This is a genomic window from Flavobacterium sp. WC2509 (assembly GCF_052683105.1).
Map to the genome: position 1 here is coordinate 1,595,169 of NZ_JBQZFG010000001.1, position 26,626 is coordinate 1,621,794.

Annotated in this window: 8 protein-coding genes, 2 tRNA genes and 3 rRNA genes; 4 read left to right on the forward strand and 9 right to left on the reverse strand. The window is 35.2% G+C overall.

The features are described 5' to 3' along the window. The first annotated feature begins 49 nt into the window (after positions 1–49). Positions 50–1,333, forward strand: coding sequence for a UDP-N-acetylmuramoyl-tripeptide--D-alanyl-D-alanine ligase (locus tag ACUN3A_RS06750; RefSeq protein ID WP_445550546.1), 1,284 nt, complete (start codon positions 50–52; stop codon positions 1,331–1,333). Positions 1,334–2,320: 987 nt separating this feature from the next. Beyond that, the gene (locus tag ACUN3A_RS06755; protein ID WP_445550547.1) at positions 2,321–5,155 is read left to right on the forward strand and encodes a pectate lyase family protein; all 2,835 of its coding nucleotides are present in this window, start codon (positions 2,321–2,323) and stop codon (positions 5,153–5,155) included. Positions 5,156–5,587: 432 nt separating this feature from the next. Here the strand turns inward: ACUN3A_RS06755 and ACUN3A_RS06760 are convergent, their stop codons facing one another. The 3 genes from ACUN3A_RS06760 to ACUN3A_RS06770 are packed head-to-tail and all read right to left on the reverse strand — an operon-like array spanning position 5,588 to position 16,312. Further along, complete coding sequence (locus ACUN3A_RS06760; protein WP_445550548.1) at positions 5,588–7,531, reverse strand: OmpA family protein; 1,944 nt, start codon at positions 7,529–7,531, stop codon at positions 5,588–5,590. Positions 7,532–7,544: 13 nt separating this feature from the next. After that, positions 7,545–8,456 (reverse strand): PorP/SprF family type IX secretion system membrane protein, encoded by a 912-nt coding sequence (locus tag ACUN3A_RS06765; protein WP_445550549.1) that lies wholly within the window; start codon positions 8,454–8,456, stop codon positions 7,545–7,547. A 53-nt stretch (positions 8,457–8,509) separates the two neighbouring features. Beyond that, entirely contained in the window at positions 8,510–16,312 is a 7,803-nt protein-coding gene (locus ACUN3A_RS06770; protein ID WP_445550550.1) for a DUF7507 domain-containing protein, read from the reverse strand. Positions 16,313–16,775: 463 nt separating this feature from the next. Between ACUN3A_RS06770 and ACUN3A_RS06775 the strand changes: the two genes are divergently transcribed. Together ACUN3A_RS06775 and ACUN3A_RS06780 are read left to right on the forward strand one after the other, a co-directional pair. Then, a complete protein-coding gene (locus ACUN3A_RS06775; protein WP_445550551.1) occupies positions 16,776–18,248 on the forward strand; it encodes a sensor histidine kinase in 1,473 nt (490 codons plus the stop codon). 18 nt (positions 18,249–18,266) lie between these two features. Further along, on the forward strand, positions 18,267–18,896 hold the full coding sequence (locus ACUN3A_RS06780; protein WP_445550552.1) for a response regulator: 630 nt from the start codon (positions 18,267–18,269) through the stop codon (positions 18,894–18,896). A gap of 269 nt (positions 18,897–19,165) precedes the next feature. Here the strand turns inward: ACUN3A_RS06780 and rrf are convergent. The 6 genes from rrf to ACUN3A_RS06810 form a co-directional block, all read right to left on the reverse strand. Then, positions 19,166–19,275, reverse strand: a 5S ribosomal RNA gene (gene rrf / locus ACUN3A_RS06785). Between the two features lie 156 nt (positions 19,276–19,431). Further along, a 23S ribosomal RNA gene (locus ACUN3A_RS06790) occupies positions 19,432–22,314 on the reverse strand. A gap of 181 nt (positions 22,315–22,495) precedes the next feature. Further along, positions 22,496–22,569, reverse strand: a tRNA-Ala gene (locus ACUN3A_RS06795). Between the two features lie 89 nt (positions 22,570–22,658). Then, positions 22,659–22,732: transfer RNA gene (locus ACUN3A_RS06800), tRNA-Ile, on the reverse strand. A gap of 165 nt (positions 22,733–22,897) precedes the next feature. Then, positions 22,898–24,411 (reverse strand): 16S ribosomal RNA (locus ACUN3A_RS06805). The 16S, 23S and 5S rRNA genes sit together here with 2 tRNA genes alongside, the layout of an rRNA operon. Before the next feature lie 926 nt (positions 24,412–25,337). Continuing rightward, positions 25,338–26,573 carry an ABC transporter permease gene (locus ACUN3A_RS06810; RefSeq protein ID WP_445550553.1) on the reverse strand — a complete coding sequence of 412 codons (1,236 nt, stop codon included), beginning with the start codon at positions 26,571–26,573 and terminating at the stop codon, positions 25,338–25,340. Positions 26,574–26,626: the final 53 nt, after the last annotated feature.

Sequence of the window (26,626 nt, forward strand, 5' to 3'; positions counted from 1 at the left end):
CAATAAAAGCCCTTTCATAGGGCTTTTATTTTTTAAATTATATTTATATATGGATATTAGTTACATTCATAGTTTGTTTCTGAAATGCAATTCAGTTTCAATTGACACACGTAAAATTGGTGCAAATTCTTTTTTTGTAGCCATCAAAGGAGATAATTTTGACGCAAATACTTTTGCTAAGGAAGCACTTGACAAGGGCGCTTCATACGTAATAATTGACAATAATGATTACTATATTGACGAAAGAACCATTTTGGTTGAAAATAGTTTAGTTACCCTGCAAGAATTAGCAACATATCATAGAAATTATTTAAAATTACCTATAATCGCTCTAACTGGCAGCAATGGCAAAACAACGACCAAAGAACTAATCAATGTTGTACTTTCAAAGAAATTCAGCACCAAAGCTACTATTGGAAATCTAAACAACCATATTGGAGTACCTTTAACATTACTATCATTTGATGAGAAGACAGAGATTGGTATTGTAGAAATGGGAGCCAATCATAAAAAAGAAATTGAATTTCTTTGCAAAATTGCTCGACCTGATTATGGATATATTACTAATTTTGGAAAAGCTCATCTTGAAGGTTTTGGGGGAGTTGAAGGCGTAATTCAAGGCAAAAGCGAAATGTATCAGTATCTTTTAAAGAATGACAAGCTAGTTTTTGTAAATTTTGAAGATCCTATTCAAGTCGAAAAGACTAAAGATATTAAATCATTTTCTTTTGGAGTAAAAAATGAGAATGTTGACATAAACATTAACCACATAGAAGCGAATCCTTTTGTAACTGTTACATATTCTCAAAATACTATTACAACACATTTAATTGGCTTATATAATGCTAATAACATCAATGCAGCTATATCAATAGGCAGCTATTTTGGCGTTCAAAAAAAAGACATCAAAGATGCACTTGAAAGTTACATTCCTGAAAACAATAGATCCCAATTAACAACTAAAGGCACAAATGAAATCATTTTAGATGCCTATAATGCCAATCCTAGCAGCATGAAAGTTGCAATTGAAAACTTCATACTATTAGATAAAATCAATAAAACACTTTTCCTTGGAGACATGTTTGAATTAGGCGCAGAAAGCCTTATAGAACACAAAGGAGTTATAGATTTATTGATCAGTCAAGATAATATTGATTGCTATTTTATAGGGAAAGATTTTTATCAAAATAAATTGGATAAATCTAATTTTTTCTTCTTCGAAAATTTTGAAAATTTTTCTGAAGCTATTAAACAGAAAAAAATCAACAACAATATGATTCTTATTAAAGGATCAAGAGGAATGGCTTTAGAACGAACTTTAGAGTTTATATAATAAAAAGAAAACGAGAAACCAGCATCAAATGCTGGTTTCCTTTTATTAAACACTCATTAAAAGCCATTACGTTTTTCTAATTTTTTTATTATACTAAGTCAGTATTCACCATCAAATTATTCCTTATTTCTGTAATTTTAGCAAGTTTTTAATCAACTCTTTTTAGAATATTTACTCCCAAAAAGAAAACTTTCAACTTGTTTTACCAAAATGTAATGGATAAAATTTTTCAATACTTTCCCTACCTTACATTATCTAAAATAAAACCAACGAAACCAAGATTACAATTTTAAAATAGCATTTTCATAAAGAAAGAGCTTACTCTTCCATATTCAACATATTACATCAATCCACCGTAATTTTTAATTTATACAGATAAATCCTACTTAATGGTTTGAGGTTTGAATTTTTATTTAAATAAATCTTATCTATCAAAAATTTAAAAGCAGAAAACAAATAGAATTTACTTAAAATTGGTAATTCTAATGTTTAAATTAATCTATCTAATACTGTGACATTCGCTTAAAAACTCTTCATTTCGTTTAGCAAATAAAATTCATAGAATATCCATATTATTCAAATGAAAGTATTGTCTTTTTCTAGAATAATCATGCCTTTTTATAAACTCAACTCAAAACTAGCCATGATTTTATGAAGAAGTTTATTTGTTAAATAAAACAGCTTGTCTAAAAAATAATTAATCATTACAAAGACATTAATAATTACATTTAAAGCAAATAATAACACTTTAATAGCTGCAAAAATATTCATAAATAGACAATTTAGTTAATTTTATAAACAAAATAAAATTATTTAATAACACGTAAAATGACTAAAAAATAAAATATTTTAAAAAAAATACATAATTTTTTAAATTATATGTTTTTTTTAAAAATAATACTATATTTGTGCAATCGATTACACTAAAATAAACCAAACCAAATTCACAAAAAAAACTATTATTTAAATTTCAAAAAATCACATTTTATGAAAAAAGTTTTACTCATCATGGCTTTTATATTAGCGACAGCAAATATTTGGTCACAAACAATTACAGAACAAAATGGCTGGCTAGAATCAGCATTTGTAAAATGGTCTCCAGTAACTAATGCTACAAGCTATAATGTATATTATACAGGAGGCGGAAAAACCGACCAAAAAATTGACGAACAACTTATCCGTAGTTATGGAAGTTATTTCCGAGCAGATATACCTGGGATTGCTGCAGGAAGCTACACTGTAACTGTAAAACCTGTTGTGTCAGGTGCAGAACAAGCTGGAGTAACAACTACGCCTATAACCGTCATAGCTCATGACCGTAATGGTTTTGCATTTGATGGAGGCCGTGTTCCTGGTGGATATACATCTAATGGAACTCCAAAACCTGGAGCTGTAATTCTTTATATTACTCAAAATACAAAAAATACAATTTCTACAAATATCACTGGAGCTAGTGTAAATCCTTGCGTAGGTCTTCAAAATATTTTATATGCAATCAAAAAAGGAAAAGACACACGTCCTTTTATTATTCGTTTGATAGGAAATATTACTGATATGACTGTTATGGAAGGCGGAGATATCACGATAGAAAACGCAAACAACGCAAATAGTTACCTAACTATTGAAGGAGTAGGTAATGATGCTGTAGTAAACGGAATGGGTGTTCGTCTTAAATCAGCCTCTAATATTGAGGTAAGCAATCTTGGTTTTATGAACTGTAACAGTACTGCTGGTGATAACATCGGAATGCAACAAGATAATGATCATATATGGGTACATAATAATGATTTGTTCTATGGTAATGCAGGAAGTGATGCTGATCAGATAAAAGGAGATGGCGCATTAGATAATAAAAACTCTACTTTTATTACAATGTCTTATAATCACTTTTGGGATAATGGAAAAGCAAGTCTTTTGGGATTGAGTGAAGGTTCTACAGCAGGACTATATGTTACATATCACCATAACTGGTTTGACCATTCTGACTCTCGCCACCCTCGTGTTCGTTATTATTCGACTCATATCTATAACAATTATTTTGATGGGAATGCAAAATATGGTTCAGGATCAACTTTAGGATCTTCATTATTTGTAGAAGGAAATTATTATCGTAATGCTAAACATCCAATGATGGTTTCTATGCAAGGAACTGATATCTGGGACGAAACAAATCAAGTAAACAATGCAGGAACCATGGGGACTTTCTCTGGAGAGGCAGGAGGTTCTATCAAAGAATTCAACAATACATTTGATTCTGATATCGCTACAAACAGTATGCGTTTTGTGTCTTATGGTAGTACTAATCCTTTATATAATATTTCAGGTAAAATTAATTCAACAACTGATTTTGATGCTTATTCAGTAGCAACAAGAGGAGAGACTGTGCCAGCTACAGTAGTATCAAAGTCAGGTGGAAATATTTATAACAATTTTGATACAGACCCAGCATTTTATGTAAAGAATTTAGTAATTCAAACTCCAGCAAATGCTAAAGCTACTGTAATGCAATACGCAGGACGTATTTCCGGTGGTGATTTAAAATGGACTTTTGATAATTCAGTAGATGACAAATCATACATAGTTATTGCAGGATTAAAGACCGCACTTACTAATTATACTTCAACAATGGTAGCAGTTCAAGGTGAAACTGCACCTGCAGGAAATCAATCTTTAATAGCAACAACTAACAATAATAATCAGTCAGTTTCTGCTGGTGTTGCTATTAGTAATATCGTATTTACTTGGGGAGGTGATGCTACTGATGCTACTGTAGCTGGATTGCCTAACGGAATTACTGCTACAAAAAACACTACAGCAAAAACATTAACACTTTCAGGAACACCTACTGAAACAATGGAGTACACAGTAACTACTACAGGAAGTCTTGGTGTTTCAGCTTCAGATTCCGGAACTATCACACTTTTGCCTCCAAGCAGCCAAGTACTTACTTCAACTAGCAACAATAACAGCCAAAACATAACTGTTGGAACTGCTATTCCTACTATAGTTTTTACATGGAGTGGAGATGCAACAGATGTAACTATTACAGGATTACCAAATGGTATTGATGCTACTAAAGATGTAAATGCTAAAACCATTACTTTATCAGGTACACCAACTGCAACAGGTTCTTCTACTTATACTATAACAACTTTGGGAAGTGCAGGAACTCCAGTTTCAGTATCAGGAACTATTACTGTAAATGCAGTAGTTTCTGGAAATCAAATTCATAATTTCACTGCAACTGGAAAGACAAGTTCATTTTATACATTTGGTACAACCGCAAATATGAATTCAACGGCAGGTTCAGCAACTTATGATGGTTTAACATTAACGGCACGTTTAAAAATTGAAAGTGCTACAACAATTACTTATACGACTGCAGCGGTTTCTACTTTAACTTTGGTATTTGACCCTACTTTTGTGGGTAAAATCAAACTCAATGGAGTGAGTAGTGCAGCAGCTGTAGGAGGAATTATAACAATATCAAATGTTGCTGCTGGTACTAATGTTATTTCTAAAGGTGATACTGCGAACTTATTTTATATAAAAACAGCATACGCAACGTTAGGTTTAAACGACAATACTGCTCAAGGTCCAAAATTAACTTTGTACCCAAATCCAGTAACAGATCAATTGTATTTCTCTAATACAGATCAGAGAATCGAAAATGTTACGATTTACAATTTATTAGGTTCGATTGTAAAAACAACATCAAATGTTTCTGAATCTGTAGATGTAAGTAATCTAAAAACAGGAAGTTATTTAGTAAAAGTAACTACTGATCAAGGATCAACTACTCAAAAAATTATCAAAAAATAATTGAATTAGCATTCAAAAAAACCTCGATTAAAGCAATTTAATCGAGGTTTTTCTATTTCTAAAACTTGTATAATTCTGAAAAACTATAGCTATTAATAAAAGAAAAATAACATTTTCTTGAGAACTTTTAAAAGAGATTCGAATTTAGATTCGATTCACTTTATATATTATTTTAAAGAATAATTATCTTCTTCTCTGCAAAATCGCTCAAACTCTTTCATTTCATAATCAGACGAAGCTCTGTAATAAAAAGTAATAAAAGCTTCTTTACTGGCCTATATTAATATTTCATTTTCTTTAAAATGGTCTTGAATAAAACATACAGCATCATTTCATCAGTATAAAAAACTTCCAAATATTGTAACATCTTCATGCATAAATGGGCGAAATTGTTATCGAATTAATGCTGGAAAAATATTTTTTTTAATCAACCTACATCTTAATAACTAAAAACTCAGATCTTCTGTTTGCTTGATGTTCTTCTTCTGTACATTGAACACCATCAGCACATTTATTTACCAATTCTTTTTCACCGTATCCTTTAGCTTTTAGGCGATTTTTATTAATACCTTGCGATACTAACCAATCCATAGTTGATTTAGCTCTTTTATCTGATAGTACCTGATTATATTTAAATGTTTGTCGTGAATCAGTATGAGCACGAATTTCCATTTCAAGAGTTGGATTTTGTTCTAAGACATCTAGTATTTTGGCTAATTCTATTTCTGCGTCTCGACGGATGTCCCATTTATTTAAATCAAAATAGATTTCTTTTATATTAAAGGCTTTAAATAAATCATCACCAATAGTAACAGCCTTAACAGCTTTTTCAATCTCAATTTTCACAAAAGTTTGCCCAGATTCTTCCGCAGTGATTACTGGAGTTTCCATTGTAAGATACTCCTCTTTATCTGTTTTAATATAATATTTAGAATTGCATTTTACTTGTCCAAAATCAAACTTACCATCTTTATCTGTCCTTGTTTCTCTTAGCATATTAAAATTAGCATCTGAAAGAGTAACTTTGACATCTGCCAAAGGTATTTTGGTTTCTTTATCTGTTATAATTCCTGATATTTTTTGCTCACATTCTAATTTTCTTATTTCTTTAAAATTGTAAATATCATCTCCCCCACGTCCGCCTTCTCTGTTGGAAGTCACATACCCAATTCTACTACTTTCATTAATTAAAAATCCAAAATCATCATAAGAACTATTTAATGGCTCACCTACATTTTGAACTTCTTTAAAACTTCCATCACTTTCTAGTTTGGACATAAATACATCTAATCCTCCAAGTCCTGGATGTCCATCTGAAGCAAAATACAATTCACCACTCGGAGTAATCATTGGAAACGTTTCTCTCCCTTCGGTATTAATTACATTGCCTAAATTAATAGGTTTTCCGTAACTTCCATTGTCATTGATAGCTACCTTAAATAAATCCGATTGCCCCAAAGTACCAGGCATGTCTGATGCAAAATACAATGTTTTATCATCGGCACTCAATGCTGGATGTGCCACACTATACTCGTTACTATTAAATGGCAAATCTTGTATATCTATCCATTTATCATCTTTTAACGTTGCTTTATATAATTTGAGTAAAATTGATTTTTTAGAATCTTCTCCTTTTTTTCCACCCAAAAAATTATTTCTAGTAAAGTAAACTGTTTTTAAATCTTTGGTAAAAACTGGTGTTGATTCATGAAATTTTGAATTTAGATTACCCCCAAATCTTTCAGGTGTCACTAATTCACCTGCAGCATCTACATTAGCATCATATAAGTTGGTATACCCTTCTCCTGTCCATGAATTTTTGCCTCCTTTGAATCTGGAAGTATCCCTTGCAGATGCAAACACTATTTTGTCTTTATAAAAAGCACTTCCATAATCAGAGTACTTAGAATTAACATCACCTGCATTTTCGATAGTAAATCTCCCTGAGTTTTTCTTAATTTGAGCTAAATAATCTTTTTGAGAAACTGCTAATTTTGCTCTCAAATCATTACCGTTTCTTTCATTAAATTTTGCCAGCATCTCATCGGCTTTTTTATAATCCTTTATTGCTTTTAATGTTTGTGCATAGCGAAAATAATATTCTGGAGCATCATCCTTAGTAAAGCCAAATAATTTAGCATACCATTTTTCAGCATTAACTAAATCGCCTTTGAAATAATAAGAATCTCCTAATTTTTGCAACATCTCTTGTGATACGTATCCCTTCTCAATAATTCGCTCATACGTTTTTATTGCTTCTACATAAGCAAATTTATTATATTCTTTATCCGCTTTGGTTTCCTCTAATTTTTGGGATTGCATCATATTTATTGATGAAATAAATACGAATACCAGAAGTGTAATTTTATTTCTCATAATTATAATTTATTTAGAAAAATCTTGGTGACAATATTCGACTCTGATCTTTAAACAATTCAAATCTCAAAAAAACTTCATGAGAACCAGAATTGTAATTTCCTAAATTAGTTGTATCCAAATCATATCCATATCCAATATACATTTTTTCATTAATTTGAAATCCAGCCAAAAAACTCATGGCCGCACTCCATCGCCATGCAGCTCCAACGACAAATTTATCATTGATTAAAAAATTTCCCGAAACATCTAGCTGCCAAGGTGCTCCCTGAGTAATTTTATTTAAAAAAGTAGGCTTGAATTTTAAACTGGGACTCAAATCAAATACATATCCCCCCATAAAATAGATATTCATTTTTTCTTCATAAACGGCTATATCATTATTATTATACATCTTAGTTTGTAATAAGCTGGGAGAAGATAAACCTAAATACATCTTATCTGAATAAAAATAGGCTCCAGCACCAACATTTGGTGAAAAATAATTATCCATATCCTGTAGCGATGCATCTCCTTGATTCTTTATGTTTAATTTATTCGCATTCAAATTGAATAAACTTGCAGTCGCTTTTATTCCAAATGATAGTCTATACGTTTCTGATGTTTCAATCGTGTATGATAGATCTCCAGAAATAGTATTATTAACTGTTGGACCAATACGGTCATTCACAATAGACACTCCAAAACCTAATTTGCTATTTTCAATAGGTGAATTTAGAGATAATGTATTGGTGACTGGGGCTCCATCTAGCCCAACCCATTGTGATCGGTACAATCCAAAAATACTCATCACACCACGTGAACCTGCATAAGCTGGATTGACATTGATCGTATTGTACATATATTGTGTATACTGAACATCTTGCTGTGAATAACACAAAAAACTCAGTAGCATTATGGCTAAATTTATAAATATTGATCTCATACGTTTAGATGTTTAAACAAATATTAGAAAATAGAAACTCCTTTAATTATATGTTATCTTGTTAAATATAAATATCCATTTTTGACTATATCATTACCTCCATCGGATTTGATTTTCAAGACGTAGTAGTAAGTACCTGATGGCAACTCTGATGATTGATTAATAGTATCTCTTCCTTCAGAAACACCATTAAAAACACCAGTGATGTTATCATAATTTGTTCTCTCAAATACTTTGATTCCCCAACGGTTATAAACCTCTACTGTATTCGAAGTATAACATGGTTCAGTAATGTTTTCAATAAAGAAAAAGTCATTTTGTCCATCATTATTTGCTGATATTCCGTTATAGATATTTATGCTAGCACAAGGCAGTACTACACAGTTTAATACAACTGGGATCGTAATTTCAACAGCCTTTGGACAATTGAGATCATTATTATTGTATTTTACCACATAATCACCAATTTGCAATCCAAAAGGAGTAAAAATACCTGTTGTTGCATTAAATGCACTCGAAGCACCAGACATAACTGTCCAAGTTCCTGTTGGAACTATAATATCAGGATATTTGGATTTTATTAAATTTATTAAATCCAATGACAAGCTACTATCACTGTTACACTGCTGATCTAATGTTAATGTCTCAGAATAATTAGGAGTTGTTACTTTTACAATTTGCGTATACACATTACTGTTATTACACAAATCACTTGCTCTCCAAGTTCGGGAAATAGTATAAGTCCCTTTAGAATCTTTATCTGAAATTGTTTGTGTGAAACTTACATTCGCTGAACTACAATTATCAATGGCTGTAAGTATAACTGCTACCGGAATATTTGAACATTCAACAGTTACATTTGCTGGTAATGCTTCTACAAATGTTGGAGCTGATGTATCTTGCACAGTAATGGTCTGAGTATGTGTTATACTATTATTTGAAGAATCCATCAACACCCAAGTCCTTGTTATTACATAATTACCTGGACAGCTCCCTGCTGTAATTATTTCATTATAAGTAACTGTAGTACTTCCACATGAGTCACTACCAGCTAAAATTGGAGCAACAGGAATATTGGTACAATTTACTGTTATGTTGTTTGGTAAACTGGATGTCCAAACTGGATTAGTAGTGTCTGTTACATTAATTGTTACTTTTGCTACATCACAAATATTTAGTGCGCTACTGCAAATTCTATAAGTAAATGTATAGACTCCTTTGCTTAAAGTACCAGTTACCTTAATGTCACCATTATTATCAATGTTTATATTAGGATAACTACCTGTTAAAATAGTCAAATCAACATGGCTATCTATGGACGTATTTACAAATATAATACCCAAAGCATCGTTAGTGAATATATTACCAACTAAGCTAGCAGAACCGCAAGCAACAATACTATATGGATCATCCTTTGCTTTCAATATTAATGTTGTAGTACAGGTCGGACAGGTTGTGTTTGTTGGACAAGTGGTACAAGGTGTTGGATCTGTTGAAGTCGCTGTCACTGGATTATTACTTGGATCTGTAGCTGTAATTGTGGCTAAATTATAAACCAATTTTGCATCAATATCTGCCTGAGTGATCGTATGAATCGCTGTGAAAGTACTCGCATTTGAAGCCCCAACTGCTAAGGTAGCCAACGGGCCTCCGCTTACTGTTGCATTGTTATCGGTAACTGTGATATTGCTTAGGGTAACATTTCCGGTATTGGTAACTACAAAACTGTACACAACAGTATCTCCTACACTTGTGATTCCGTCTGAATTGTTATCAACATACAAACCGTCTTTGGTGATTTTAATACTCGGAGAAGTGGTCAATGTTGTTGTAGTACAGGTCGGACAGGTTGTGTTTGTTGGACAAGTAGTACAAGGTGTTGGATCTGTTGAAGTCGCTGTCACTGGATTATTGCTCGGATCTGTAGCATTTATTGTGGCTAAATTATAAACCAATTTAGCATCAATATCTGCCTGAGTGATTGTATGAATCGCTGTGAAAGTACTCGCATTTGATGCTCCAACTGCTAAGGTAGCCAACGGGCCTCCGCTTACTGTTGCATTGTTATCGGTAACTGTGATATTACTTAAGGTAACATTTCCAGTATTGGTAACTACAAAACTGTACACGACAGTATCTCCTACACTTGTGATTCCGTCTGAATTGTTATCAACATACAAACCATCTTTGGTGATTTTAATACCAGGAGAAGTGGTCAGTGTTGTTGTAGTACAGGTCGGACAAGCTGTGTTTGTTGGACAAGTGGTACAAGGTGTCGGATCTGTTGAAGTCGCTGTCACCGGATTATTACTTGGATCTGTAGCTGTAATTGTTGCTAAATTATAAACCAATTTTGCATCAATATCTGCCTGAGTGATCGTATGAATCGCTGTGAAAGTACTCGCATCTGAAGCTCCAACTGCTAAGGTAGCCAACGGGCCTCCGCTTACTGTTGCATTATTATCGGTAACTGTGATATTTCTTAAAGTAACATTTCCAGTATTGGTAACTACAAAACTGTACACGACAGTATCTCCTACACTTGTGATTCCGTCTGAATTGTTATCAACATACAAACCATCTTTGGTGATTTTAATACCAGGAGAAGTGGTCAATGTTGTTGTAGTACAGGTTGGACATGTTGTGTTTGTTGGACAAGTAGTACAAGGTGTTGGATCTGTTGAAGTCGCTGTCACTGGATTATTACTTGGATCTGTAGCATTAATTGTTGCTAAATTATAAACCAATTTTGCATCAATATCTGCCTGAGTGATCGTATGAATCGCTGTGAAAGTACTCGCATTTGATGCTCCAACTGCTAAGGTAGCCAACGGGCCTCCGCTTACTGTTGCATTATTATCGGTAACTGTGATATTACTTAAGGTAACATTTCCAGTATTGGTAACTACAAAACTGTACATAACAGTATCTCCTACACTTGTGATTCCGTCTGAATTGTTATCAACATACAAACCATCTTTGGTGATTTTAATACCAGGAGAAGTGGTCAGTGTTGTTGTAGTACAGGTCGGACAAGCTGTGTTTGTTGGACAAGTGGTACAAGGTGTCGGATCTGTTGAAGTTGCTGTCACTGGATTATTACTTGGATCTGTAGCATTAATTGTTGCTAAATTATAAACCAATTTAGCATCAATATCTGCCTGAGTGATCGTATGAATCGCTGTGAAAGTACTCGCATCTGAAGCTCCAACTGCTAAGGTAGCCAACGGGCCTCCGCTTACTGTTGCATTATTATCAGTAACTGTGATATTGCTTAAGGTAACATTTCCGGTATTGGTAACTACAAAACTGTACACAACAGTATCTCCTACACTTGTGATTCCGTCTGAATTGTTATCAACATACAAACCATCTTTGGTGATTTTAATACCAGGAGAAGTGGTCAATGTTGTTGTAGTACAGGTTGGACATGTTGTGTTTGTTGGACAAGTAGTACAAGGTGTTGGATCTGTTGAAGTCGCTGTCACTGGATTATTACTTGGATCTGTAGCATTAATTGTTGCTAAATTATAAACCAATTTTGCATCAATATCTGCCTGAGTGATCGTATGAATCGCTGTGAAAGTATTCGCATCTGAAGCTCCAACTGCTAAGGTAGCCAACGGGCCTCCGCTTACTGTTGCATTATTATCAGTAACTGTGATATTGCTTAAGGTAACATTTCCGGTATTGGTAACTACAAAACTGTACACAACAGTATCTCCTACACTTGTGATTCCGTCTGAATTGTTATCAACATACAAACCATCTTTGGTGATTTTAATACCAGGAGAAGTGGTCAATGTTGTTGTAGTACAGGTTGGACATGTTGTGTTTGTTGGACAAGTAGTACAAGGTGTTGGATCTGTTGAAGTCGCTGTCACTGGATTATTACTTGGATCTGTAGCATTAATTGTTGCTAAATTATAAACCAATTTTGCATCAATATCTGCCTGAGTGATCGTATGAATCGCTGTGAAAGTATTCGCATCTGAAGCTCCAACTGCTAAGGTAGCCAACGGTCCTCCGCTTACTGTTGCATTATTATCGGTAACTGTGATATTGCTTAGGGTAACATTTCCAGTATTGGTAACTACAAAACTGTACACAACAGTATCTCCTACACTTGTGATTCCGTCTGAATTGTTATCAACATACAAACCATCTTTGGTGATTTTAATACCAGGAGAAGTGGTCAGTGTTGTTGTAGTACAGGTTGGACATGTTGTGTTTATTGGACAAGTAGTACAAGGTGTTGGATCTGTTGAAGTCGCTGTCACTGGATTATTGCTCGGATCTGTAGCATTTATTGTGGCTAAATTATAAACCAATTTAGCATCAATATCTGCCTGAGTGATCGTATGAATCGCTGTGAAAGTACTCGCATCTGAAGCTCCAACTGCTAAAGTAGCCAACGGGCCTCCGCTTACTGTTGCATTGTTATCAGTAACTGTGATATTGCTTAAGGTAACATTTCCGGTATTGGTAACTACAAAACTGTACACAACAGTATCTCCTACACTTGTGATTCCGTCTGAATTGTTATCAACATACAAACCATCTTTGGTGATTTTAATACCAGGAGAAGTGGTCAGTGTTGTTGTAGTACAGGTTGGACATGTTGTGTTTATTGGACAAGTAGTACAAGGTGTTGGATCTGTTGAAGTCGCTGTCACTGGATTATTGCTCGGATCTGTAGCATTTATTGTGGCTAAATTATAAACCAATTTAGCATCAATATCTGCCTGAGTGATCGTATGAATCGCTGTGAAAGTACTCGCATCTGAAGCTCCAACTGCTAAAGTAGCCAACGGGCCTCCGCTTACTGTTGCATTGTTATCAGTAACTGTGATATTGCTTAAGGTAACATTTCCGGTATTGGTAACTACAAAACTGTACACAACAGTATCTCCTACACTTGTGATTCCGTCTGAATTGTTATCAACATACAAACCGTCTTTGGTTATTCTTATACTTGGAACATTTGGATCTATTATGTTTATTGTAACTGTTGCTTGATCACAATTTGTAGGATGCAATTTTTCACAAATTTGATATACCAAAGCGTAATTTCCTGCAGTTATACCTGGTGCAACTATTACATCTGTTCCTGATAAAGTAATATTTGGATCAGTAGAAGAAATAAAAGTTAAGTTCACTTGAGATATAGTTACCGGTTGTCCATTTAAGGTATCATTTGTCAAAACATTAGTTACAGCAATCCCGCCAACTGTAGCATATATTAATCCACCAGTATCGTCATTTGCAACAATTGCATTAACAGGAACTGGAGTAACTGTTGATGTATTATTGATCATATTAAAATCTGATTCAGTCCCAGTAATAGTTGCTGTATTAGCGTAATTACCAGCATCTTTTACTATTGCTGTAATAGTTAAAGTCTGATTAACATTTACAGTCATATTACCAATTGTCCACACGCCAGTTGCACTATCATAAGCTCCTGTTGATACTGTTGAACTTACATAAGAGTAGCCTGTTGGTAGTACATCATTTACAACAACACCAGTAGCGTCACTAGGACCTGCATTACTTGCAGTAATAGTAAAAATTACATTTGAACCCACAACTGGAGCGTTATTACTAACAGTTTTAACAACACCTAAATCTGAACTAGCGCAATTCAGCGATCCAGAACCTCCGCTATTACTGTCTTTTGTATTTACAAATGCTCCATAAACATTAATATTCGTAATTACACTGGCGAGAGAATTAACTGTAATTCTTATTTCATCAAATGGTAATGTTGCTTTGAAACCAACATTATGGAAACCAGGACCACTTCCTAAAACCGGAACTACTAAAGATAATCCTAGTAATTGGCCTCCTGTTCTTGATTGCTGAAGTACTCCGTTATTATAAGTCGAAATTGTGAGTGATTGAAATAAATTTAATTCTACTAAATTATTTAAATCTCTAATTGTGAAACCTGCGAATGTACCAGTTGGATATGTAAATAATTGGTCTTTTACAGCAATAGAACCAGTTGCCAAAACACCTACATCTAATGTAATATTTGCAAAATCTGTAGTACTTGCTGTTAGCACATTGTTGCTATTGTTAACAGTACAAGCCGCACAAACTACGCCAGATACCCCAGATCTATCACTATCAATAAAAACTGGAAAATCAGGATTTGTTAAAGCATAAGTTTGATTACATAAAACTGTAGGTACGCAGAATTTTTGAAACAAAGCACCATATACTTTTGTATCTCCTAAAGTTACTGCACCAGTATTATTAAAACTGATTTTTACTTCATCAAAAGCCGTAGTTGTCGTAAAACCAATTGTTTTTCTGCCTGTTGAAACTAATAAATCAGTTCCCACAGAAACTAAAGCACCTGTACCAGATTTTATTTCTTTTACAGTTCCATTCAAATAAGTAGTTACTGTAATTGCATTTAAAGCATCAACACTTAACAGACCTGAACTTTCTATATCAAATCCAGCAAAATTACCCGCTGGATAATCTGTTATTTGATCTTTGACAGAAATACTTCCACTAGAACCAACACTTGCAGTTAGGCTTACCAGAGCATAATTTGTAAGATTGGTATCGATTAAATTATCAACATTGGTTATGGAACATAAAGCACAAGTTAAGCCACTAATTCCTGTATTAACCCCATTAATAAAAACAGGATATGTAGGAGCAGTCATTGTTGTTGGAGTGTTACAAGGTAAAGTGGGACCAGCGCAAAAATTTTCAAAAACAGCATTATATACTTTGGTAGAACCTAAATTAATACCCGCTACTTGATTAATTGAAATTTGTACTTCATCAAAATTCATTGTTGAAACAAACCCAACTTTATAACGATCATTATTATTTAGTAAATTGCCATTAACCAATAAATTATTTCCAGAAAATTGTTCTTTAAAAGCTCCTTTGAGGTAGGTTCTAATGGTAACATTTCCTAAAGCACTAATGTCAACCAAATTGGAGTTTGAAATTTCAAATCCTGCATATGTACCAGAAGGATAATTGGTTGCCTGATTTTTTACTGAAATACTTCCAGAACTAGCAACCCCAACCAAAACAGATATGCTTGCAAAATCGTTAGTATCTGCTGTTAATACGTTGTTTGTATTAGTTACACTTCCAGCTCCTAATCCAAAAATTCCAGTATGAGATGTTTCAATTATTGTTGGAAAAAGAGGATAATTCATAGCTGTAGGTACATTACAACTTAAATTAGGGCCAGGACAATATGTAGTGATAACAGGATAATAAATATTAGTAGAAGTCACTAGTCCTGCTAAACTATTAATGCTAATTTCAACACTATCAAAAACTTCTGTCGTGTTAAAACCAACTATATAGTCACCAGGATTTGATAACAAATTTAAACTTACAAGTGATCCTCCTGTCGTGGTTTCTTTTAAAACACCTCCTAGATAAGTTTTAATAGAAATACCATTTAATAAATTTACAGATAATACTCCGCCACTTGGTTTGATTCTATAACCCACGAATGATCCTGCAGCGTAAGTATCGTTACCATCAACCACTTTAATACTATGAGTTACCCCTAAACCAATAGTTGTAACAGCAGTCGCAAAATTACTTAAATTGGAATCAATAACATTTCCCGAACCTGTGACCCCACATAATAAACAACCTGTTGTGGAAGTACTAACTGATAAATCGTCAAATGAACCTGGAACCATTGGAATTGGCTCTACCGAATTACATTGTGCTGAAACGGAAAGATAAGACAAGACAAAAATTAAAAAGTATCCAATTTTTCGAAATGTCGATTCAAATAATCTGAATAGTAGAGGAAATTTGTCAATAAGATTAATCGAGAAGCTGACGTAATTTTTCTTCATAATATAGATTTTAAAATTTTACTTACTACTAAATTAATGAGGTACATTTCTCAAACGTTAATCCAAAAAACAATCAAAAGAAATGCACTCGAGGCAATATTATCATTCATTAAATATTAATAGAATAGGTTTAAGATTTAGGAAAGGCGAATAAATCTATTTTGATTGTTTTATAAAGTTAGTCTAGTGTTAATTTTATATCCGATAAATACTACGAAGATAAACCTATAAAAATGCAGAATTAAAACTATACGGATATTGACATTTTTCAATTAAAAATGGACTTATTCCTACAGTAATTCAGAACAATATGACTACAAAAAATACTGAAAATCAATAAAATAAAACAATCTAAAGTATTTTACGCCTATTTTAACAATAAATTATTACGTAATTATGTAAAAAAAAACTACATTTAAAGTAGTTTTTTAAAAAAATATCCGTCAAAAAAAAGTCAATAAATATGTTTAAACCTTTTTTTATAAAAAAAATCAAGCATACAGATATCCATATATTATTGGTAATTATATTTATGTCTTGCTTATCTATAATTATAATAAACTTTTATACAATAAAAATTTTATCCAGTTGTAGAGCTTATGTAAATGGAGAATCACACTACTCAAAAGGTCAAAAAGATGCAATCAGACATTTAATAACATATTTATATACAGAAAATAATGCACAATGGCAATTATACAAAACCGAATTAAATGTTCCCATAGGCGATGGAAATGCAAGAAGAGCTTTAATAAATAATCAAAAAATTGAAATTATTAAAGACGGATTTAGAGCTGGTAGAAATCACGAAGAAGATTTAGACGATTTAATCTGGCTTTTTATAAATTTTAAAGATGTTTCATTTTTCAAAAAAGCCATAAATGAATGGAATCAAGCTGATATTTTAATTAATCAAACAAATGCTATTGGTCTTGAAATTAAAAGAAAAATTAAAAAATCAAATTTAAGTCCTGATGAACAACGAAACATTTTATCTAGCCTAAGTGATATAAGTGATAAACTAACTGTTAGAGAAAGAAATTTCTCCAACCTTTTAGGAGAAGGGACACGAATAATTAAATTCTATCTTACATTAGTTAATATCTTTTTTGTATTAATAATTTTTAGTTGTGTAAGCCTTTATTACTTAAAAATGATTAGAAGAATACTTTTATCAAAACAAAAAATTAAAGAAAATAATCAGCAATTACAGTCAACAATTAAAGATTTAGAACAAACAAAAGAAGATTTATCTAAAGAAATATTCCAACAAAAAAAAATAATTGGTACGATCAGCCATGATATTAAAAGTCCATTAAAGTATATTGTTTTAATTGGCAACTATCTGTGTGCCGAAACGCAAAAGGACAGCAGTTCAATTTCTCATAAATATGCCAGTTCAATATTAAAATCATCTTCACAACTATATGAATTTACTAAAGTATTAGTAGAATATTCTAACATATACATTGAAGATAAAAATCATAAAAAAAGAAACTATTCATTTTATTACTTAGCACATAAAAAAGTAGAGTTATTTAAAGAAATTGCCAATAGTAAAAACATAATTATAATAAATAATATAGACAAAAAAATGCTTTGTCATACCAACATCAATATCATTTCTATCATCATTCATAACCTCTTAGATAATGCAATAAAAAATACTAATGATGGCCAAATAGAAATAAATGCAACTACTGATGATGAAAAATTAATTTTTTCTATAAAAGATTCAGGAGTAGGCATGGATAGTAATTTGATAGAATATTATACAAATCGTTTCAAAAATAAAGAATCAGAAAAACTAATACTAAACAATTTTGGAGTTGGATTACATTTTGTTCTAGAGTTACTTATTATCCTCAAAGGAAATATTACATTTTCGAGTGGTGATAAAAAAGGAACTTTGGTAACTATTGAAGTAAATCATTAATTATAAAACCCCTCTACTATGCCTCAAAAAATACTAATCGTTGATGATCATTTAGTTGTAAGAACAGGTGTTTCAATTATTCTTGGTGAATATTTTAAAGAAGTTGAGTTTTTCACAATTGAAAATTTCCCAGAAACTATTGATTTTTTAAAAGAAAACGAAGTTAAATTAATAATTCTCGATATAAATATTCCCGGGGGAAAAAATAAAGAGATGATTTCGGCAATTCGAGAAATACAACCTAATATAAAAATATTAATTTTTTCTGGCTATGAAGAATCTAGTCATGCCTACCAATATATACTAGCTGGAGCTAATGGATATTTAAATAAATTAAGTGATAAAGAAACTATCGTCCTTGCTGTTGAATCAATATTGAAAACTGGTAATTATGTTTCATTTGAAATTATGAACACTATAATTAAAGCAAGCACACATAAGGGATCAATGAATCCTCTTGATAAATTATCAAAAAGAGAATTAGAAATCTCCGAATTATTATTAGAAGGTAATGGTAATCTAGAAATTGCTAATAAATTAAATATACAAATGACAACAGTAAGTACTCATAAGAATAAAATATTCAGTAAACTTAATATCAAAAATATAATAGAATTAATTGGCGTTTTCAACAAGTATATAATCTAAGTTATTGATACTTTTTTATTTTAAATTTAACACAATCCGAGACTCTATTGCATTAAATAAATTCTAGCAATATAATACTTTAATGCTAAAATAAAAGCTATTAGATCTCAATTTAGAGGAGTAAGAAAGATAGATTTCTTCTATTCAGATTATCTAATCTTTTTGCTTAATCCTCAACTTTTGCAACTGATCCATAATGCTATCGTTTTAAAACTGGATTTTTTCCAAACAAAAAACCCTGTTTCAGATTGAAACAGGGTTTTTATAAAAAAAGGCAGCGACATACTCTCCCACATAACTGCAGTACCATCTGCGCAGGCGGGCTTAACTACTCTGTTCGGGATGGGAAGAGGTGAGCCCCGCCGCAATAACCACCTTAAGGTTGTTAGTTGCTTTGGACAACTTGTTTATTGATGATAGCCTGTCAACCGACAACTATCAACCATAAACCAATATTTTAACATACTGAGATAAAGAATATAAAAGTATTTTATTAGAAAGTTTCTCCCCCCGATTTGCATCGGGGGAAAAGGGTGTACATAAGCTTACGGATTATTAGTACTACTCGACTATGACATTACTGCCTTTACATCTATAGCCTATCAACGTGGTCATCTCCCACGATCCTTAAAAGAAATCTCATCTTGTGGTGGGTTTCGCGCTTATATGCTTTCAGCGCTTATCCCTTCCCAACGTAGCTACTCTGCGGTGCCCCTGGCGGGACAACAGATACACTAGAGGTTAGTCCAATTCGGTCCTCTCGTACTAGAATCAGATCCACTCAAATTTCTTGCGCCCACAGTAGATAGAGACCGAACTGTCTCACGACGTTCTGAACCCAGCTCGCGTGCCACTTTAATGGGCGAACAGCCCAACCCTTGGGACCTTCTCCAGCCCCAGGATGTGACGAGCCGACATCGAGGTGCCAAACCCCCCCGTCGATATGAGCTCTTGGGGGAGATCAGCCTGTTATCCCCGGCGTACCTTTTATCCTTTGAGCGATGGCCCTTCCATGCGGAACCACCGGATCACTATGCTCTACTTTCGTACCTGATCGACCTGTATGTCTCTCAGTCAAGCTCCCTTATGCCATTGCACTCTACGCACGGTTACCAAGCGTACTGAGGGAACCTTTAGAAGCCTCCGTTACTCTTTTGGAGGCGACCACCCCAGTCAAACTACCCACCAAGCAATGTCCCCCACAAAATGGGGTTAGGCCTCAGATAAACAAAGGGTTGTATTTCAACAATGACTCCACAACGCCTAGCGACGCCACTTCACAGTCTCCAACCTATCCTACACATCATTTATCCAAGGTCAATACTAAGCTATAGTAAAGGTGCACAGGGTCTTTTCGTCCCACTGCGGGTAAACGGCATCTTCACCGTTACTACAATTTCACCGAGCTCATGGCTGAGACAGTGTCCAGATCGTTACACCATTCGTGCAGGTCGGAACTTACCCGACAAGGAATTTCGCTACCTTAGGACCGTTATAGTTACGGCCGCCGTTTACTGGGGCTTCAATTCAATGCTTCTCCGAAGATAACATCTCCTCTTAACCTTCCAGCACCGGGCAGGTGTCAGGCCCTATACTTCATCTTACGATTTTGCAGAGCCCTGTGTTTTTGATAAACAGTCGCCTGGACCTCTTCACTGCGGCCCCGATTACTCGGGGCGACCCTTCTCCCGAAGTTACGGGTCTATTTTGCCTAATTCCTTAGCCATGAATCTCTCGAGCACCTTAGGATTCTCTCCTCGACTACCTGTGTCGGTTTGCGGTACGGGTACTAATTACCTGAAGTTTAGAGGTTTTTCTTGGAAGCCCTTAGGCGCACTATCTCTTTGTCCGAAGACTCCGAGTACTATCGTATTTCCCCAAGCCGCGTGGATTTGCCTGCGCAGCTTATAGGTAGGTACTTCAACGAACTATTCCGTCAGTTCGCGGCGCTTTCATCACTCCGTCACCCCATCACAGTAATTAGTAGTACGGGAATATTAACCCGTGGTCCATCGACTGTCCCTTTCGGGTTCGCCTTAGGTCCCGACTAACCCACAGCTGATTAGCATAGCTGTGGAAACCTTAGTCTTTCGGTGTGCGGGTTTCTCGCCCGCATTATCGTTACTTATGCCTACATTTTCTTTTCTAACCAGTCCAGCATGCTTTACAACACACCTTCAACCCTGTTAGAATGCTCCCCTACCACTTGTAATAAATTACAAATCCATAGCTTCGGTAATATGTTTATGCCCGATTATTATCCATGCTCGTCCGCTCGACTAGTGAGCTGTTACGCACTCTTTAAATGAATGGCTGCTTCCAAGCCAACATCCTAGCTGTCTGGGCAGACAAACCTCGTTCTTTCAACTTAACATATATTTGGGGACCTTAGCTGATGGTCTGGGTTCTTTCCCTCTCGGACTTGGACCTTAGCACCCAAGCCCTCACTGCATAAAAACATTATATAGCATTCGGAGTTTGTCAGGAATTGGTAGGCGGTGAAGCCCCCGCATCCAATCAGTAGCTCTACCTCTATATAACTTATAATATGCGCTGCACCTAAATGCATTTCGGGGAGTACGAGCTATTTCCGAGTTTGATTGGCCTTTCACCCCTACCCACAGGTCATCCGAAGACTTTTCAACGTCAACCGGTTCGGACCTCCACACTGTGTTACCAGCGCTTCATCCTGCCCATGGGTAGATCACACGGTTTCGCGTCTAACACTACTGACTAAAGCGCCCTATTCAGACTCGCTTTCGCTACGGATCCATGGCTTAACCATTTATCCTTGCCAGCAACGTTAACTCGTAGGCTCATTATGCAAAAGGCACGCCGTCACCCCACAAAAGGGCTCCGACCGCTTGTAAGCGTATGGTTTCAGGATCTATTTCACTCCGTTATTCACGGTTCTTTTCACCTTTCCCTCACGGTACTGGTTCACTATCGGTCTCTCAGGAGTATTTAGCCTTAGCGGATGGTCCCGCCAAATTCAGACAGGGTTTCACGTGCCCCGCCCTACTCAGGATACCACTATCTATTACATCCCTTACCAATACGAGGCTATCACTCTCTTTGGCGCTACTTTCCAGTAACTTCTTGTTCAGTTTGCATAAAATATCGTGGTCCTACAACCCCAACATTGCCGTAACAACATTGGTTTGGGCTAATCCGCGTTCGCTCGCCACTACTTACGGAATCACTTTTGTTTTCTTCTCCTCCGCCTACTTAGATGTTTCAGTTCAGCGGGTTTGCCCACCTATCGGTGTACTATGTCTTCAACATAGTGGGTTGCCCCATTCAGGTATTTACGGATCGTATCGTGTGTGCCAATCCCCGTAACTTTTCGCAGCTTATCACGCCTTTCATCGCCTCTGAGAGCCAAGGCATCCCCCATACGCCCTTATTTTGCTTATTGTACCAATCATAAAATCAATTATGACCGTTGTTTTTGTCTTTTACTATAAATAGTAAAAAACGCTTTCTACTTTTATTATTTCTTATCTCAATATGTCAATGAACTTTTATCGCTAGTTTAATCCTATTTTTGTTTAATCGTTTAACCGATTCAACAAATAAACAAATCAACTTTTGATTTGTGGAGAATAACGGAGTCGAACCGTTGACCTCCTGCGTGCAAGGCAGGCGCTCTAGCCAGCTGAGCTAATCCCCCAATTTAATTATGAATTGTGAATTATGAATTATGAATCTTGTTTCATAACCTCTCAACTCTAGAATTTCCTTTTTATTAAGCTTAAATAGTTGTCTCGGACAGACTCGAACTGTCGACCCCTACATTATCAGTGTAGTACTCTAACCAGCTGAGCTACGAGACACTCTTTATTCTTAAATTGTAACAGTCGTTGCAATGCAACGTCTATACATTTATTCTTTTTTTTTAAATTAACAGCAAGAGTAATATAATCTTTAATTTGTAACCCATAAATTCTTTGTCTTCTTTCCTTACCGTGTTGATAAATCAACTAACACTAAGGCTCTAGAAAGGAGGTGTTCCAGCCGCACCTTCCGGTACGGCTACCTTGTTACGACTTAGCCCTAGTTACCAGTTTTACCCTAGGCAGCTCCTTGCGGTCACCGACTTCAGGCACCCCCAGCTTCCATGGCTTGACGGGCGGTGTGTACAAGGCCCGGGAACGTATTCACCGGATCATGGCTGATATCCGATTACTAGCGATTCCAGCTTCACGGAGTCGAGTTGCAGACTCCGATCCGAACTGTGACCGGTTTTGTAGATTCGCTCCTGGTCACCCAGTGGCTGCTCTCTGTACCGGCCATTGTAGCACGTGTGTAGCCCAAGGCGTAAGGGCCGTGATGATTTGACGTCATCCCCACCTTCCTCACAGTTTGCACTGGCAGTCTCGTTAGAGTTCCCGACATGACTCGCTGGCAACTAACAACAGGGGTTGCGCTCGTTATAGGACTTAACCTGACACCTCACGGCACGAGCTGACGACAACCATGCAGCACCTTGTAAATTGTCTTGCGAAAAGTCTGTTTCCAAACCGGTCAATCTACATTTAAGCCTTGGTAAGGTTCCTCGCGTATCATCGAATTAAACCACATGCTCCACCGCTTGTGCGGGCCCCCGTCAATTCCTTTGAGTTTCATTCTTGCGAACGTACTCCCCAGGTGGGATACTTATCACTTTCGCTTAGCCACTGAAATTGCTTCCAACAGCTAGTATCCATCGTTTACGGCGTGGACTACCAGGGTATCTAATCCTGTTCGCTACCCACGCTTTCGTCCATCAGCGTCAATCCATTAGTAGTAACCTGCCTTCGCAATTGGTATTCCATGTAATCTCTAAGCATTTCACCGCTACACTACATATTCTAGTTACTTCCTAATAATTCAAGTCTAGCAGTATCAATGGCCGTTCCACCGTTGAGCGATGGGCTTTCACCACTGACTTACTAAACCGCCTACGGACCCTTTAAACCCAATGATTCCGGATAACGCTTGGATCCTCCGTATTACCGCGGCTGCTGGCACGGAGTTAGCCGATCCTTATTCTCACAGTACCGTCAAGACATTACACGTAATGTTGTTTCTTCCTGTGCAAAAGCAGTTTACAATCCATAGGACCGTCATCCTGCACGCGGCATGGCTGGATCAGGCTTGCGCCCATTGTCCAATATTCCTCACTGCTGCCTCCCGTAGGAGTCTGGTCCGTGTCTCAGTACCAGTGTGGGGGATCTCCCTCTCAGGACCCCTACCCATCGTAGCCTTGGTAAGCCGTTACCTTACCAACTAGCTAATGGGACGCATGCTCATCTTTTACCGTTGTAACTTTAATTACATCCTGATGCCAGGTCGTAATACTATGAGGTATTAATCCAAATTTCTCTGGGCTATCCCTCTGTAAAAGGTAGATTGCATACGCGTTACGCACCCGTGCGCCGGTCTCTCATTCCGAAGAACAATACCCCTCGACTTGCATGTGTTAAGCCTGCCGCTAGCGTTCATCCTGAGCCAGGATCAAACTCTTCATCGTATATTGTTTGAATTAGATTAATCTAATTCTAATTATTATTCGACTCAGTCTCTATTGGTCTTTATTCAAATCTATACGATTCTATTACTCTTATTTTATTTGTTCTGATTTACATCAGAACGGCTGTCAATTCAATATGTCTAGGAACGTGTCTTCTTTATTATTTCGCTTTTCGATTGTCTCTCAAAGCGGGTGCAAAAGTAGCAATTTCTTTTTAACTGGCAAGAAAATTTAAAGTTTTTTTTTGAAAAATTTAATTCTCAATTTCTTCTCTTTTTCTTATCAGTATATCAAGGAACGTTGCGTGTTTTGCGGGGTGCAAAAGTAAACTACTCTTTTAAATCTCACAAGCTTTTTTAAATCTTTTTTTGAAAATATTTTTTCACTTTGATTTTGTTAACTTGTCAGTGTTTCTAAGAGCGTAGCGCTTGTTGCGGGTGCAAAAGTACCACGTTTATTCCTTTAAACAATGCCTTTTCTTAACTATTTTTTGTTTATTTTTTAATAGCCTGGTTTGTCGTGGGTTACAGGTGGTGCTTTTTGACGACTTCGTAATTTAGTAGTGCCTTTTATCGCAGCTTTTGCCGTTTTGATGGGATTTGATGCAGTTTTTTGGTTTTAATGCGGGGGATATTGCACTCAAATAGCACACAGATTTTACAGATCAAGCGGATTTACACGGATCTTTCCTTTATTGTTGGGGTTCTTGATTGGCAGTGTCGTGTATTGCGCTGGTACTGCTCGCAGATTTAAAGGATTGTGCGGATTTTTTTTTAATGCTTCTATACTATATATATGTATACCATTCTTTATTATGAAACCTGATGCCCTAGCCCTGATAGTAGTGAAAATCCTTGTGGGCCGGGGTTCGGCCCGCAAGATTGTAACGAATAGCAGGAAATAGCTCCTGAGTATACTTTTTAAAATTAATCGAAACGAATAGCTTTGACTGGGGAAATTTTTGTCACTATATATGATGGTATCAACAATACCAGGGCACAAATTACAACTGTAAGCAAGTTTAATGCCAAGATATATCCTAAGTTAATATAAACAGGGGCCTGAGTAACATAATAATTCTCTGGATTTAATTTTATAATTCCGAATTGTTGCTGTAGTAGCAGCAAGGAGATTCCGATACCGTTACCCCAGATCAATCCTCTTAGTATAAGATAGAAGGCATTATAAAGAAATATTTTCCTTACTGACCAATTGTTAGCTCCCAATGCTTTGAGAATTCCAATCATTTGGGTACGTTCAAGAATTAACACTAACAAAGCAACTACCATATTTATAGTTGCGACTAGTATCATGACTACTAATATTACAATAATATTAAAATCGAAAAGTTGCAACCACTCGAATATGTAACCATATTTCTCAATAATTGTTTTAGTATCTAGCATTGAAGATGTTTTTTCATACACCAGCTCCCCTGTTTCCTTTATTTTATTAAAATCTTTTACGAAAACTTCAAAAGCTCCAATTTGATTGGAGTTCCATTTATTGATTTTCTGAACGTGTCTTATATCACCAATTATATAGGTAGCATCAAATTGTTGAAATCCCGAATTAAAAATACCAGTTATTTTGAATCTTCGAATATTTGGTAATTGATTCTGATCTTCCTTTATAAAGAAGGTATTAAAGGAATCTCCAACTTTTAGCTGTAGTCGATTTGCTAAAAATTGAGAAATTACAACTTCCGGCGTGACCTTTTTAGACAAATCTGGCAATCTTCCAGAAACGAGATACTCTTTTATATTTGTCCATTGATAATCACTTCCTACTCCTTTAAAAATAATTCCTTCAAAAGCAGTTTCAGTTCTAATAATTCCAGCTTTACTAGCTATAGCCTGAATGTGGCTTACTCCAGAAACCGAATTAAACTTTGGGTAAAAATCTTGATTCTTATCTATCGGCGACAATGTAACCTCTGATTGGTTGTTATCGTAGTTTGAAATTATAATATGTCCGTTAAAAGCCGCTATCTTTTCACGAATTTTATTTTGCAGTCCGATACCTGTAGCCACAGAAACTATCATCATTACCATACCGATAGCAATAGCCGATATAGCAATATTAATTATTGGAGCTGATATGCTACTTTTATAATCTTTGGCCGTTATAAGCCTTTTTGCAATAAAATATTCTAAATTCAAATTGATATGAGTTTTATTCACTTATGTCAAAAGTACTGCTTAAACACTAATTG